The following is a 14367-nucleotide window of genomic DNA, read 5'->3' as shown; positions in this document are numbered from 1 at the left end:
GATTAATAAATGAGACACAAATCACGACTTTTTAATAAGAAGTTTTTGAATTCAACTATTCACCCAACTACTCATACAAGGGGTAACCATCGATTATGGTAATAAAAGATAACTACGGTGTTTACGGGTACCGCTTCCAAGAAAACCCCGTACTTCCGCTTTACCAGTTATTTGCCGTTGGATTTCAGGATATTCGGCAGCAAGAATATGATTGGGACGGCATGAAGCGAATTGACGGGCCCTTATATTTGTTCCAATATACAATTTCCGGACGCGGGAAGATCGAACTAGATGGCCAACATCATGATGTGCCAGAGGGAACTTCCTTTTTGGTCGAAATACCCGGCAGGCATCGCTACTACTTACCTGAAGACAGCACCCATTGGACGTTCTATTTCGCTTTATTTAGGCAAAGCCATCTGCAGCATCTGTGGAAGGAAATACTTCAGGAACTTGGACCGATGCCACAGTTCGCCCCCCGGAGCTTGGCCATTCGTCGGCTCGAGACCATCTACTCAGAAGCCCGAATTGGAGCAATAAAAGACGGATATTACGCATCCTCCCTTGTTTATAGCTTCATGATGGAGCTTATTCGAAGCAGCAGTGCGCTGCGCCAGGAGCGAAGTAATTGGCCAGAGATCGTACGACGGGCAGCTGATTATATTGAAATCAACTTCAGAATGCTGGAAGGACTCGACCAAATTGCGGAAGCAGCTGGCAGCTCAAAGTACCATCTGGCACGTACCTTTCATCAAGTAACTAGCTTCTCACCAATGGCCTATACCTCTAAACTCCGAATCGAACTTGCCGTGAAATTACTTCGGAACAGCGCATTAACAGTTGAAGAGATCGCTAGGGAGGTTGGCTACCAAAATGGCAGTTATTTTAGCAAAGTATTCCGCAATTGGACCGGCTACCCACCAAGCAGGTTTCGTGAAGGAAAGGAACTTCTTTCCATCGATGAGATCATGTTTGACTAGAGGCACACCGCAATATTTTACATACGACAGCAAAACATTACGCTAGCTTCCATACCAACTTCGTCTTATTATATGGCTATTACTTCAAATGAGAAGGGACGAGTTCATGTAATGACCAATCATCACCAATGGGCTGCCACGCCGCCGCTCGGCTGGAATAGCTGGGACTGTTATGGCGCAGCCGTCACGGAAGAAGAAGTACGTGGGAATGCACAATATATGGCTGAACATCTAAAAGCTTACGGCTGGGACTATATTGTCGTCGATATACAGTGGTACGAACCTGGTGCCATTTCTTCCGCTTACCGTCCTTATGTTCCGCTCGAGATGGATGCGTTTTCCCGCCTCCTACCAGCAGTGAACCGTTTTCCATCCGCTGCAGATGGACAAGGTTTCAAGCCATTGGCTGATTATGTTCACAGCCTGGGCTTGAAGTTCGGTATTCATATCATGAGAGGTATTCCACGTCAGGCGGTTCATGCTGATACACCCCTTTTGGGGACAAATGCAAGCGCACGGTCCATTGCAAAGACATGGAATGGCGCTATTTGCAAGTGGAATACGGATATGTATGGTGTCGATCCGGCAAGGGAAGGTGCGCAGGCCTATTATGATTCGTTATTCGAACTTTACGCTTCATGGGGCGTCGACTATATCAAAGTGGACGATATCGCAGCCTCTCTACTCTACGGGATTCAATTAGACGAGATTCAGATGATCCGGAAGGCTATTGATACGTGTGGCCGTCCGATGGTGCTGAGCCTTTCTCCTGGTCCCGCTCCGCTTGAGTTCGCTGAGGAGCTAAAGACTCATGCCAACCTCTGGCGTATGACCGATGATTTCTGGGACATCTGGCGGCTACTATACGCTATGTTCGAACGCTGTGAGAAATGGGCGCCTCATGTTGGCGCAGGAAATTGGCCGGACTGCGATATGCTGCCACTCGGTCACATCGGCATACGTTCCGTTGACGGTGGGGCTAGCGACCGTTGGACGCGATTCACAAAGGACGAGCAGCAAACAATGATGACGCTTTGGGCAATCTTCCGCTCACCGCTGATGTTTGGCGGAGAACTAAGGGACAATGATGCGTGGACATTATCACTACTCACGAATGAAGAAGTGTTGGATGTTCTTCGTAACGGGCGAGATGCCCGTCAATTATATCGCGAGAATGAACGTGTTGTTTGGACTTCGAATGGCACTGGCGGTGTTCGGTATGTCGCTTTGTTCAATACGGGTGACGAAGTTCAGAGCGTTACAGTAACATCTTCCCAATTGGGCACTCCTACACTGGGAAGTGTGCGTGACCTATGGCAACGCAAGGAACTCGGTTCACCAGATGAGCTTTCTTTTACACTTGAGCCACATGCGTCTATGCTGTTGAAGCTTTCTCTTTAAAATGAAAAGCGTTTGGTCCAATCATGCTATCAAAATAAAACAAAAAGACAACCTAGGATCACGGGATCGCGGGTTGTCTTTTTCAATTTAATAAGCCGTGATTTTCGATCTTCACTTGAATATGGGGTTTGATATTTATTTTCGGATATTCTTGATTCCAATCTAGCTTCTCCCACTTCCGGTTATGCCGAGCTTTCATTTGAAGACCAATGCTAAGTCCATCGCAATTAGCTTGCTGCAACTGTCGGATTGTCTCTTCAGCACGGTCGTTCAGCAGTTTTTCCAGCTTCAGCGACATCGAATCGATCATAGGTTTATCTAGCGGTTCCCCTGAAGGATTATCCATTAACGTGCAATCTAAGGTGAGAAAGATATCGGCGGTAACTTTATTATCCGGGAAAGTCAATTCAACTTTATGGCGCGAGCGTTTAAACGACAGCGTCACGTAGGTATCGCGTGGTCCAATTGGCTCTGTAATCGAACCGTATGATTTCTTTGTCGCTAGCATGACGAAAGCTCTCGCATGAAGATCGTCGAGCTTACCCGTCATTTGCTTCTCATGAAATAACGCGACCCCATCGATTTTCACCCGCTCCTTACCAGTACGTAAGCTGATAAAGGGAAGTACATTATCAAAACCCGAAACCTTCATGATAGAGGAAATCAAAAAAGGGGATTCTTTCGGAATAAACCCTTCCTGCTCGCTGCTAACCAACAAATCATATAAATATTCGCTTATCATCGATCGGTCCTCAACATTAAGCTGAACAACATCATGAGCGGTGCCATCCGTTATTGCAATGAACACGCTGATCGGAAAATGCGCTTCGCGGTAAAAAAAGTCCAAAGCTTCATACAGGCTCTTTTCCGCAAACTTCTTGTTGATAAGAAGCACCCGAGTCTCGCGTAGGTCCATATGCTGGGAGACCATCTTTTGCAATTGTATGCTTGCTTCTTGGACAGAACGACCCTCGGCGCTGATCTTAGGCGTTATTACTTTTCCCTGTTGCTCGATGGATGTTTTGACCGTAGGGATGGACACTGTCAGCCTCACTTTATTCTCGTTCAACAAATCTACCCCTGCGGTATGGACCATTCGGATGTTTCGCAATTCTCGCTGATCCCAGCAGCCGGTCAGGAGTAGAAGGAAAGACAGCAACACAGTCATGTATCGTCGTTTCATGGCTTTGAATTTTTTCCTCCGTTTTTCTGGAAGACATTGACGAACCATAGTAAAAGTAGTGTACAGGTGACCAATCCAAATGAAACAGCAGAGGCCAATCGGTCAATCATCTTGTGGATCCGATCCAATTGGTCGGCACTTACTGCATACATACTAACCGCAAACAAGAGAATGGAGCAAATGATGGTAATCAGCAGTGGGGCATCTTGCTGTTGCTTGAACATCGCCGAAATGGATGAAACGAATAGCATCAAATACGAATAAAAAGAAGTAATGATGAACAAAATCCAGATCGAAATGATGATCAGATCGATCCGTTCGACAACATTAAACTCGATAGCTTTCATTTGGTACAGCAGCGGTTCCCGAATGATGGCGATCATGTCTTTCCCGAATAAAGCCGTGGAAGAGAAAACGCAGAAAGCATAGAACAATGTCGTTGTCCAATTTGCATACATCGTTATACGCAGTACTTTTCGCATATTCATATGGTCAACATACTGAGGCAGCAAAAGGAGAATCTCGACACCCATCAGCGCCCATTGCACGACTAGTGATCCATCAAGGATCGCTAGCGGTCCAGATTCAAACACAGGTAAAACATAATAGGGATTCCAGTCCTTTAACAAGTAAGCGGCAAATACGATGAAGAATATCATAAAAAAGGTCGCAAACGTAGCAAATCGTGCATATACCCTTATCGGTTGCCGAGTTAAATAGAAACAAATACTAATTAACGCAAGCAGTAGAAACCAATTCGGCGTTCGGGCATAAGCCCATAATTTCGTAGTATAAATCCAATTCATCAAAATCACATAGGCAATAAAGGCATAAAAGACAGCCATGATCGCAAGAATGAATCGCCCGCTAATGCCTCCCAGACGTCGGATCAACATTTGCATGACAGTCGACTTCGGTGATTGACACGCCAATTTCCATATCAAATAGGTAAAGAGGCTGTTTACCATTCCGCCTACTAAGCATGAGATCCAAGCATCCGACCCCGACTTGGCCGTAACGGCATGGGCGATGGAAATAATCGCAGAGCCGAACTGCGCCTGGATGACGATACAATATAGTTGAAAGGTCCCGATACGGTTCGTCTTCGTGATCATTTCGCTTTGCTCCTAATTGGCATGCAGTAAGGTACGCCGAATGGTTCCAGTGCGAAGAAGTGAATAAGGAGCGCCGCCGTGAGCAACATAATGCCATAAAAGCCTAGAACCCACGCACCAAAAACGAATAGTAATTGAACGATAAGTACGAATATTCGCATTTGATAGGTAGGAATCAGGAATGAACCGATGACAGATAGTGCAACAATAACGATGAAGACATTGGATACGAATCCTATCTTTACAAGTGATTCACTAATAATGATTCCACCTGTAACGCCTACCATCTGTGCGATTTGCGAGGGAAGACGAATGGTTGCTTCGGCAATAAGTTGAAAAATCACAATCATCAGGATTGCTTCGACGATTGGCGGATAAGGGACGTTCTCCAACGAGCTTTTGATACTGATGGCCATTTGTGAAGGCAGCAATTCATGATGGAAACTTACGATGGCAATATATAGACTGCATATATAGAGACTAAGAAACACGCCGATTGCTCTTAAGCTTTGAAGTACAAGGGCCACATTGCTGCCCAGCAATATCGAATCGATTGAACGCAAAAAGGTATAGAAGGATACCGGAACAATGAGACACGTCGAGCTTTGATCACACAAGATCGCGACACGTCCTTGCATAATCAGATTTGTTGTCATATCGACCCTCTCCGAACTGTACACCTGTGGAAAAATGGTGCTCTTCTCCTCCAGTTGTCGCTGCAGTCTGCCGGGATGTACCTCCATATTCGTCTTTAAAGCAGCAACACGTCGTATCGTCTCTTCAACGATCCCCTTTTCCGCAACCCCTTCTTCCCACAAGATGGCTACTTTATGGTTGGATTGTTTCCCGAGTAATATATAATGTACCTTTAATTGAGCCGACGAGGCTCGAATACGGATGAGATTCAGGTTCACATTCAAGTGCTCGACAAAACCAGCACGTTCGCCGACAATGGAGCGTTCGTTCTCAGGCTCATGAATCGATCGAACATTGGACTGTTGAGCATCTAAAGCATACCACACCTCCTTGGCAGCCAGAACACACACTAAGGCCTTTCCACTCAGCAATGCTTTGACAACTTCGTCCGATCTGAGGCAAGTATTTATGTTCACTGCAGTCAGCAGTTCATTGAGTGGGAGCCCCCCATATTCGTGGGATTTCACACGAAACCATTGCTTAAACAAACTGATTTCGATTTTGGATGGATCGCACAATGTCTCTAGGTACATTAACATCGCTGGCTCGCCTTCCACGTCGAAATTCCTGACGATCAAATCCTCCGTTTGAAATAGTCGTGCTTTGATTTCCTCCAACATCGACTGCATGCTTCTCCCCTCCTTCTTAGGGGATTTTGCCCAATTATGATGTGAACTATGTAATTGTTGGAAGATGATCTTTAGCTACGTTGATCGTTAAGGATTTGCTTCCGCGGGAATTCTCGACCGCGAGCCGACTTTAGCGCCCTGAATGGGCGCTATTGCCTTGCTCCTGCGGGAATTCTCGACCCCGCGCAGACTTTAGCGCCCTATATGGGCGCTATTCCCTCGCTTCCGCGGGAATTCTCGACCGCGCATCGATTTAGCGCCCTATATGGGCACTATTCCCTTGCTTCCGCGGGAAGTCTCGACCCCGCGTCGACTTTAGCGCCCCAAATAGGCGCTATTTCCTCGCTCCTCTATCTACTCCCAGCCAGGCAACCCAATCCGTACACCCTTCGAGCAATTGAGTGTTTGTCCTATATCAAACTATGAAATAGAACATATATTATAGTATTGCAAAGGAGGTGCTAGTCATTGTCAGCTAATAATAATGCTAGTTTAGTAAGGATTCAGAGACAACTGATAGCTATTAACAATGCCGTACTCCACAATCGAAAGAAAATCATTGAATTTCAACAAACAACTAATAAGGAACTCTTATTACAGATCAGAAAACAACTGAGAGCAATCAACTTTAGAGTTCTCATTAATCAGCAAACGATTGGAACTAAGTTAGTTCTCTCACGCAAACAATACAATAAAGAAGTCTTGAAAAGAATTTTAAAACAACTTCAAACAATCAACCGAAATGTTCTTATTAATCAACGGATGATTGAACGTCTCTTAGCATGCAAAAAATACAGTGAAGAGATTAAAAAGAGTTTGAGAATAATCAATAAACAACTTAAAACAATCAGCAAGAACCTTCTTCTTAGTCAACGTATTGTTGATAATTTAATTCAGCCACCCATTGTCTCATGCCCGACGGGTCATATTTGTGTTCCTTTGCGTTTAATCGACGGTATAGGATTAGATTTAGATGTTGATCCCAATGAACCAAGTATTAAAATCACTGTGAGAGTGTTCGGTGCATCTGTTTTATCCGGAACGATAAGTTTGAGGAATCCAACATTCACCTTAGGCGGAGATTTTGGTATTGCCGTTTTAGAATTGTCTTTCAGAGGGGAATTTGGAGACATTGCTCATGGTCATTTTAGACTTATCTTAGGTGGTAGAGCGTGCATCGGGCCACCGGGATTGCGTAGCTGCACCGATTTCAACCAAATCATTTTTGACAAATAATTAATGAGAATCTCACGATTTGCCTATTATAAACTGAGAAGACTACCGATCACATCGGTAGTCTTCTTCTTCATACTTTATGAGTAACGGTTATAATCGAGACTAAAAAGCAGCCGAATGGGTGCTTTTATTAACGTCTATTTGAGATTTCCTTTTGTTATAAATGAGATAAAGTCAATAAAAATTGATTATAAGTGAGATGAACATAGATGCGTTGAGGTAGATTTTATTAGGTTTGCCACGAAACGTGATGAACACTAATATAAAGTCTGGTAACGCTAAAAATCTCTTCAAAAAGAAGGTTGAGAACCACCTAACTTCTACTCACCTTTAAATCACCACTCAGTAAAAACCTTTGTTGTACCTAATAATTTGGATAGGTCAACCATCTTTATATCCGTTATACTTTTATTCTGCTCTTTCTGACCTAGCATAATTATTTTGAAATCTTCCCCACGGACGAAGCTCTCTTAAAGATGCATCTTTTGGTTAGTCACCGATAATTGGATTTTTTACAAGATGGAACAACTTTTCATCTTGACAATTTTTATAATTGTAATTCATTTTTGAAATCATCTCCTCTTTTGTTATTACAATACACAAAAGAAGGAGAATAAACAGTATAAAAGGTGTCGAACAAGTCGTTAGCTTATTTCAATAACGAATCTATTAACCCGCACAAATCTAATTCCTATTTTTTAATACACTAAGAACATTACTAATCGGCTTCTTCGCATCTTCGACTAGGCAAAGCTTGCTTCACAACTAGTTGAGTATTACAGGAATTAGCACCTCTGCCTCTGGAAGAATCACAAGAACTCCCTCTTCCATGTAATCCGCAACTTGGCTAGAGCTCAAACTCCCTTTATAAGAATCCGGCACGATGACTATTCTCATACCTATCCTCACCCTGGTTAGTCTAATTAAGCAGTCTGCCTCCTAAGGAAGAGTAGACTGCTGCATACTTGCATCAAGGATTTTCCGCTAAATTACTGTATTCACTTTCCCATCTGGGAGCAGCCCCAGTTGTTTGCGAAAGACGATTCCAGCCATATAGATGCTTATCTCGTACAGGACAATCAACGGGATAGCAACCAGCATATCGGAGATAAAATCCGGCGGCGTGACAAAAGTACCAATCAGAATTAGCACAAAATAGGCAAAGCGGCGCATTTTGCGTAGCCGATTCGGATTGAGAATACGGATAGCTGTCAGGAACATAATTATGAGAGGAAGCTCGAATAAGAGAGCGATCGGAATAATAATATTGAACATAAACGTAAAGTATTGGGCCATTCCAACCGTCTCCTCTAAATGCAACTTCGCATTCATATGCCTAGTAAAATTGAATGCAAGCGGAAATACAACAAAATAAGCAAAGGCTAATCCTATCAGAAACATGATCAGAGCGAACGGGATATATTTCAGCGTCGCTCTTTGCTCATTCTCCTTCAGAGCAGGCTTTACGAATGCCCATAGCTGATACACGGCGAATGGAATAGCTGGTATCAAAGCGATAGCCACGGCAAACTTCATATAAATGCCGATCCCATCCCATAGAGAAAAAGCGTGCAAGGCTATTCCGTTTGCCGGCTCTAAGCTCATCAAGTAATTGTAAGACGGTTGAACGGCAATTAGTCCGACGATCAATCCAGCCACAAGTACGATCAATATGTAGATAATTCGTTTACGAAGCTCACCGATATGCTCGAAGAGCGACATATCCTCGTCTTCTCGAATCTGCTTCTCATTCGACTGTTTCCCTTGAGCAGTGCTATTACCGGCTACCACTTCAGTTCCTCCTTCCAGTATGGCTTCATTAACTAGGAAGTTTCTTATTATCCACTACCTCAACGCCTTCCTTCACTTCAATCCGCTTCGAATCCTTATCCCAGTTGTCACTATCACCGAGCATGTCCTTTGCTCCCGCTTTGAACTCTTTCAGCGTGCGACCGACTGCACGGCCAAGTTCCGGCAGTTTGTTTGGTCCGAATAACAGTAATGCAACAAGGACAAGTAAAATAATTCCTGTAGCTCCAATTCCCGAAAACATATTTTTTTCCTCCCTTATGATTAGAACTTCCACTATCAATGAACAGTTACGCAGACAAATGTGACCGTCCATCTCGCGTCATAGTCTGGACCGAAGCTGAGGAAATAGTTACTGAACCTTCTCGTGTTGTCGATAAAAAAATCCCCGCCCCCGCACAGCGTAATCCCACAAAATAAACCGTCCCTCCGTGACCATTTTAACCCGGATATATCATTGCATGGCTCCAAGCCGTCTTCTCTTAATCCTTACTCCACTCGAAAGCAATTTTATTCAAAAAAGCCCGAGCAAGTACCATATGACCTGCCTGTGTAAGGTGGACCCGATCCAAGGCTAGCGATGCGGAGTAAAGTTCCTTCAATACGCTGTCGAACGCTGCTTGCGTATCAATGAACAAAGCATCAATTTCTTCGGCGATCCGTTTCACGACTATTCCATATTGATCCATCGTTGTTCGCATGTCATCTTGGCGATTGGCTTCGATGAAGAACGGTGTCATGAGCACGAGTTGCTTCGTAACTGGCAGCGCATCCTTCACCAATTCACGAAGTGTGCTTTCGTACTCTTCGATATACACATGAGATGTATGAATGAATGGCGAGTGGAATTGGCGCCATACATCGTTAATACCAATCATGATGATCAGCCAATCTGGTTGCTGATTAATAACATCCGTTTCCCATCTTGCTTTGAGATCCCGCACGTTATTTGCGCTCACTCCCATATTCACAACACGAATACCTAGTTCGGGATACCCCGACTGCAGCAGCGCATCTATAAGACTTACATACCCTTTTCCGACTCCTCCGTACAGTCCTTCTCCAATCGGCCTTGCACGCTCGCAATCAGTAATTGAATCTCCGATAAACAATATTTTTTGGCCCTTAGCGATTTTCATCTGTATTCCCCCTTTTTCATTTCTCCGAATATAACGTCGCCATGCCTGAACGTGGAATATCAATGGCATGAATTCCTGGTTCTAACATTAGCGTTGATCGCTTAATGCAATTCCCCTTACAATCTTTTATCTCGATTATTTTCTTATCAACAGCACGATCCACCTCGACATACACTCTGTCGTAATGCGATCCATTGATCAGAATGACTATAGGTGGCAGATCACGGTTTAGCGAAATGACCATACGATTGTATACTGCAGCAATCAATTTACTCGTATCGCTAGCAATAACAAGAGGATATAGAAGTTCAGGGTTGTAAGGCTCGAGGTGCCCATCTAATAGTACTTGCTTGTGTTCATTCCAGAATTTAAGCCAATAGCTGACCATTTCTAAATGCTCGGCTGGCAAGCGATCAAGAAGTACTGAGAGTTGTGGAACAGCAAACAACACATTGATGAACTGTAAGGCTGCGCTCTCCACTGGCTCATCTTTACTCCACATTAACATGTCAGAGTGTGCCGCAGTATCCCCGCACAGCAGACGAATATCCATCGTACGAATCCTATTCTCCAAGAAATCATTTGGACAATCGCCTGCCCGAAACATATTTCCGTATTTCCGCATATTAGGCCCAACGTAGCATTGGCGGAATTCGATCATGACTTCTGAATTGATTTGACGCAGTCTTTCCATAATATCTATCATGAGTCGGTCCACAGCTTCAGGTACAGATACATAGTCGATTCCACTACGTTGTTCATATATATAATTTCCTGCTAAACGGAAGCTATCAACAAAATCCAACTTTAAACCATCTAATTCCCATTCTCGTATTGCAGCCTCATAGATACCAATTAAATATTCTCTCGCTTCGGGATAGCGTGGATCTATAACTCCAAAACCTCGCGAGTCGATTGTATAAAGCATCTTATCCTGAAACTTAACCCAAGCTTCACTATGCTTACCAATATAAGGGACGGAATACCAAAGCATGTACTTCATGTCCATGGCATGAACGCGAGCCACATGGGCCTTCATGCCATCTATTTTGTCCGCACATACCTCCCAATCGCCGCAATAGGCATAGCCACGCTCATTGTTAGAGGTTTGCCAACCATCATCCACGATGACGGTTGTGCATCCAAGTCCTTTAGCTAAACGACACTGTTCCTCAATCTCGTGTGCCTTTAGATTTTGATGGAAACTGTACCATGTGGAATACATGGGCTCGCGCGCCGCCGCCGGAACTTGTGAAGGCGTTAATCCTGGACGCTCGCTCCACCATTGCTGCACATCTTTTAAGCTGTCATAATAAGCAATGTTTCGCCGATCCACTCTTAAGGTGGCTTCGTAATAACGAATAGGACTCGATGGTTCCTCAAACAGCGTTATGGAACAATTAAAGATTGCATTTTCCTCATTGACCCCGGCCTTGCACACAACAGCATTCAAAGTATCTGAAAACGCAAACGTCATTCTATTGTTGCTTGCCCCGTTAAATAAACTAACGACTGGCGCGGAATTGGTTGACCTGCTTGAAAAGCCGGATTGCCAATCAGGTATCAAACTGCGGTTGCGGTTTCCATTCGGATGCCATACGCCAGTTACATCACAAATCGGGAAGCTCCATGATACTTGCATAACAGATGGTATACATAGCTGATCAGCTTGGAGTTGGATATGAACGAATTCTATACCTTCATCATACGATTCAACACTAAGCTTCGCATGAAATTGATCGCTTTCACTAACGAATTGATACGGGGAATCTTGAACATGTACAGCTTTCATATAAACAACCTCCCGTTTAGAAACGAAGAATGATAACAAACGTTACATTGCCTTTTGCTTTCGGTAGTCCCCTGGCGTTACGTTCATCACTTTCTTAAACAATCGAATGAACGAAAGGGAATGTGTGTAGCCCACCTTCATTGCAATATCTTGAATAGCAGCATTTGTTTCCTCCAATAACTGCCTCGCATGTCGAATCCGGAGAAGCGCCAAATAATCGACGAACTTTTCCCCCATCTCGTCCTTGAACAACTGACTAATGTACTTGGTGTTTAATTGAAAATGGTCGCTGATCATTTGTAATGATAAATTCGGATCCGCATATTGCTCTTCAATATACGATTTAATGTCTAGAATCAACGTGTGACCGCTCCGCTTTTCACGCATTCGGCGAATATGATCAAATGTTTCTCCAAGCAGATCGTGATACTGCACTTTGACTTCATCCAACGTTTCAAACTTCCCTACTATTCCCGAAAGTTTGGGATATATTTCCAAATCCCAGTTTCTGCGGTATTCATACGCCATTTCCTCCAATGATTGATTCAGATGATAGTTTAAGTAATTAACCGCGATGATGATCTCTTCCTTAGAGCTCAGGTTATTATGTAAATTCAAAAACATCTCCTCGAAGATCAATTCCCACTCCTCATTGTTTTGTTTGAAACAGGAGGTAAGCTTACGAATAATATCCAAATTGCGGTAAATCGTATCCGAAGACTTGGCGTTCATCTCCGAATATAAAAACGTTCCCGCTCCCCCTAGCACAGTCTTGTATTTCAATGCATTTCTTGCGTCCTCAAAGGAAAGCGGGATTTCGGTTACCTCTACCACACCGGAACCGATGCCCGAAGTAACCGAAAAATGAAGATGATTTTCCACCCACAAGCGGAGCTCTTCCCCCATATTCTTCAGTATTCGCAAACTCGCTTCTTCATCGCTTGCCGTTCCATACAGGACGCCGAGCCGTTCATTGGCGATCCACTCCGACCAAACAGGAATGGCGTGCTTTCCGGCAATTTCGTTCACGACACTTTTCACAACAAACTTAAGCAAACTCTGATCCCGCTGATGATAAGCGCTTATGAACTCCTGATATTTGTCGATTTCAATCACTGCCACAATCAGACATTTCAACTCATGGGTACTCTCCAAACCGTTGAGTTCCCCAATCCACTCCTCCGGTGAAATCGCCCTGGTGCCCTTTATCGTTTCCTGAAAAAAATATTGACGCCGATATAGCAAATCATCTTGATGCTGCTGTTCATATTTGTTGGATTGTTCAACCAACCGATTCAGCGCAGTCTCAATGAACCTAAACTCGTCATTTCCACCATTAGCGATAAGCAACTGGCTTTTCTGCTTGGCAAAATGCCGGATTTGTTCGACAATCACTTCAACCGGGCGATAGTTCCTTTTTGTGGCCAATATAAACCATACGAAACCCATGATCAGGGTTCCTGCAGTTATTCCTAACCAGATCCAATGAATACGGGAGAACACATGAAACAAACCGCCGTCGCGAAGCCCGCTGTGAATAATCCAACCGGTATAAGCCGAAACGGCGGAATTGATTTCAGACCCGTTTTGAGGAGCATTGGCGTTCAGAATAGCGGTTCCGTTCTGATCCTCCAGTTGAATATAACTGAATTTAGAGCTGGACATGTCCAATATGTACTTGGCGAGCACCTGAACGCCTACGTTGACGACAATAAAGCCTCTATCTCCGCTCAGCAGCGGCACATTACGCACCAAAGTGATGACGTTTGTCGGAGGCTCGTCTGCAAACTCCCTGTACGGGCGAACTGGAAACCATTTCGGCGGCGCTCCTTCCCGCAATATTTTTCTTGCAAACTCTTGGTCGCCGAACTCGCTTAGCGGCATGATCACGTTTTTGCTCAGTACCATTTCATCTGCCGTGCGGTACATATAGATTGAATCGACAAGCGGCAGGGATCCGATCGTTTCACGCAGTTTTTTGGACGGCACGACAAGGCTTTCGAACACTTCTTGCGATGATTTGAAGTAATAACCCTTCAGTTCATCGTTATAACTCGTTTCCTTCATAATTTGTTGGCTATTGAACTCCAGCGTTCGGTCCAACTGGACGAGAACTTGTTCCATGAACACCTCATTCGCCCGTTGAGCTTGTTCACGCGACACATTATTCACAATAGCAAAAAAGATAATCGACAAGCTGAATATAACGAGGATAAATATCGGCAGATAGGAAAGTAAGAGCCGAATAAACCATTTGCCCGGCATGTGATGCCCCCCCAATAGGTTCGAATAGCATTTAGACTTATGAACAATCAGCGGAGATATACGTTCAGAATCGTTGAAAAAACCGTCCTGGTCAATATACAACTTTCCGTCAATATACGTTA

The 14367-nt window shown here is 44.1% G+C and carries 12 protein-coding genes; 3 read left to right on the top strand and 9 right to left on the bottom strand.

The window, feature by feature from the left end; all coding sequences use genetic code 11:
• Positions 1-95: 95 nt before the first annotated feature.
• Both GC096_RS19140 and GC096_RS19135 read left to right on the top strand, forming a co-directional pair.
• The gene (locus GC096_RS19140) at positions 96-980 is read left to right on the top strand and encodes a helix-turn-helix domain-containing protein (protein ID WP_171632400.1); all 885 of its coding nucleotides are present in this window, start codon (positions 96-98) and stop codon (positions 978-980) included.
• A gap of 111 nt (positions 981-1091) precedes the next feature.
• Positions 1092-2381, top strand: a complete 1290-nt coding sequence (locus GC096_RS19135) for a glycoside hydrolase family 27 protein (RefSeq protein WP_171632398.1) — start codon at positions 1092-1094, stop codon at positions 2379-2381.
• A gap of 82 nt (positions 2382-2463) precedes the next feature.
• Here GC096_RS19135 and GC096_RS19130 read toward each other — a convergent pair whose 3' ends face one another.
• From GC096_RS19130 to GC096_RS19120, 3 genes are read right to left on the bottom strand one after another with little or no spacing between them, the layout of a single operon-like run.
• Positions 2464-3564, bottom strand: a complete 1101-nt coding sequence (locus tag GC096_RS19130; protein WP_171632396.1) for a Ger(x)C family spore germination protein — start codon at positions 3562-3564, stop codon at positions 2464-2466.
• Entirely contained in the window at positions 3561-4679 is a 1119-nt protein-coding gene (locus GC096_RS19125) for a GerAB/ArcD/ProY family transporter (protein ID WP_171632395.1), read from the bottom strand. Before GC096_RS19125 ends, GC096_RS19130 begins: the two co-directional genes overlap by 4 nt.
• Positions 4676-6004: a spore germination protein gene (locus GC096_RS19120; RefSeq protein ID WP_171632393.1), complete on the bottom strand. Its 1329-nt coding sequence runs from the start codon at positions 6002-6004 to the stop codon at positions 4676-4678. The genes GC096_RS19125 and GC096_RS19120 overlap by 4 nt, the downstream gene beginning before the upstream one ends.
• A 468-nt stretch (positions 6005-6472) precedes the next feature.
• On the opposite strand from GC096_RS19120, the gene GC096_RS19115 reads away from it, so the two are divergent.
• On the top strand, positions 6473-7240 hold the full coding sequence (locus GC096_RS19115) for a hypothetical protein (protein ID WP_171632392.1): 768 nt from the start codon (positions 6473-6475) through the stop codon (positions 7238-7240).
• 765 nt (positions 7241-8005) lie between these two features.
• On the opposite strand, the gene GC096_RS19110 is transcribed toward GC096_RS19115, so the two are convergent.
• The 6 genes from GC096_RS19110 to GC096_RS19085 form a co-directional block, all read right to left on the bottom strand.
• On the bottom strand, positions 8006-8137 hold the full coding sequence (locus GC096_RS19110) for a glycerate kinase (protein WP_171632390.1): 132 nt from the start codon (positions 8135-8137) through the stop codon (positions 8006-8008).
• Positions 8138-8224: 87 nt separating this feature from the next.
• Positions 8225-9031 carry a twin-arginine translocase subunit TatC gene (gene tatC / locus GC096_RS19105; RefSeq protein WP_376769508.1) on the bottom strand — a complete coding sequence of 269 codons (807 nt, stop codon included), beginning with the start codon at positions 9029-9031 and terminating at the stop codon, positions 8225-8227.
• Positions 9032-9059: 28 nt separating this feature from the next.
• Complete coding sequence (gene tatA, locus GC096_RS19100; RefSeq protein WP_171632389.1) at positions 9060-9293, bottom strand: twin-arginine translocase TatA/TatE family subunit; 234 nt, start codon at positions 9291-9293, stop codon at positions 9060-9062.
• 238 nt (positions 9294-9531) lie between these two features.
• Entirely contained in the window at positions 9532-10188 is a 657-nt protein-coding gene (locus GC096_RS19095) for an SGNH/GDSL hydrolase family protein (RefSeq protein ID WP_171632388.1), read from the bottom strand.
• A 16-nt stretch (positions 10189-10204) separates the two neighbouring features.
• Positions 10205-11980, bottom strand: a complete 1776-nt coding sequence (locus tag GC096_RS19090; protein WP_171632386.1) for a glycoside hydrolase family 36 protein — start codon at positions 11978-11980, stop codon at positions 10205-10207.
• Between the two features lie 42 nt (positions 11981-12022).
• On the bottom strand, positions 12023-14245 hold the full coding sequence (locus tag GC096_RS19085; protein WP_171632385.1) for a helix-turn-helix transcriptional regulator: 2223 nt from the start codon (positions 14243-14245) through the stop codon (positions 12023-12025).
• Positions 14246-14367: the final 122 nt, after the last annotated feature.

Source organism: Paenibacillus plantarum (assembly GCF_013141695.1).
Classification (GTDB): Bacteria; Bacillota; Bacilli; order Paenibacillales; family NBRC-103111; genus Paenibacillus_E; species Paenibacillus_E plantarum.
The sequence above is the reverse complement of the archived record's forward strand: the minus strand, read 5'-3'. Positions and strand labels throughout refer to the sequence as shown.

Excerpts from the sequence above, each read along its gene's own strand:
- GC096_RS19140 (WP_171632400.1), top strand. The coding sequence starts at position 96 with ATGGTAATAAAAGATAACTACGGTGTTTACGGGTACCGCTTCCAAGAA.
- GC096_RS19135 (WP_171632398.1), top strand. The coding sequence starts at position 1,092 with ATGACCAATCATCACCAATGGGCTGCCACGCCGCCGCTCGGCTGGAAT.
- GC096_RS19130 (WP_171632396.1), bottom strand. The coding sequence starts at position 3,564 with ATGAAACGACGATACATGACTGTGTTGCTGTCTTTCCTTCTACTCCTG.
- GC096_RS19125 (WP_171632395.1), bottom strand. The coding sequence starts at position 4,679 with ATGATCACGAAGACGAACCGTATCGGGACCTTTCAACTATATTGTATC.
- GC096_RS19120 (WP_171632393.1), bottom strand. The coding sequence starts at position 6,004 with ATGCAGTCGATGTTGGAGGAAATCAAAGCACGACTATTTCAAACGGAG.
- GC096_RS19110 (WP_171632390.1), bottom strand. The coding sequence starts at position 8,137 with ATGAGAATAGTCATCGTGCCGGATTCTTATAAAGGGAGTTTGAGCTCT.
- tatA (WP_171632389.1), bottom strand. The coding sequence starts at position 9,293 with ATGTTTTCGGGAATTGGAGCTACAGGAATTATTTTACTTGTCCTTGTT.
- GC096_RS19095 (WP_171632388.1), bottom strand. The coding sequence starts at position 10,188 with ATGAAAATCGCTAAGGGCCAAAAAATATTGTTTATCGGAGATTCAATT.
- GC096_RS19090 (WP_171632386.1), bottom strand. The coding sequence starts at position 11,980 with ATGAAAGCTGTACATGTTCAAGATTCCCCGTATCAATTCGTTAGTGAA.
- GC096_RS19085 (WP_171632385.1), bottom strand. The coding sequence starts at position 14,245 with ATGCCGGGCAAATGGTTTATTCGGCTCTTACTTTCCTATCTGCCGATA.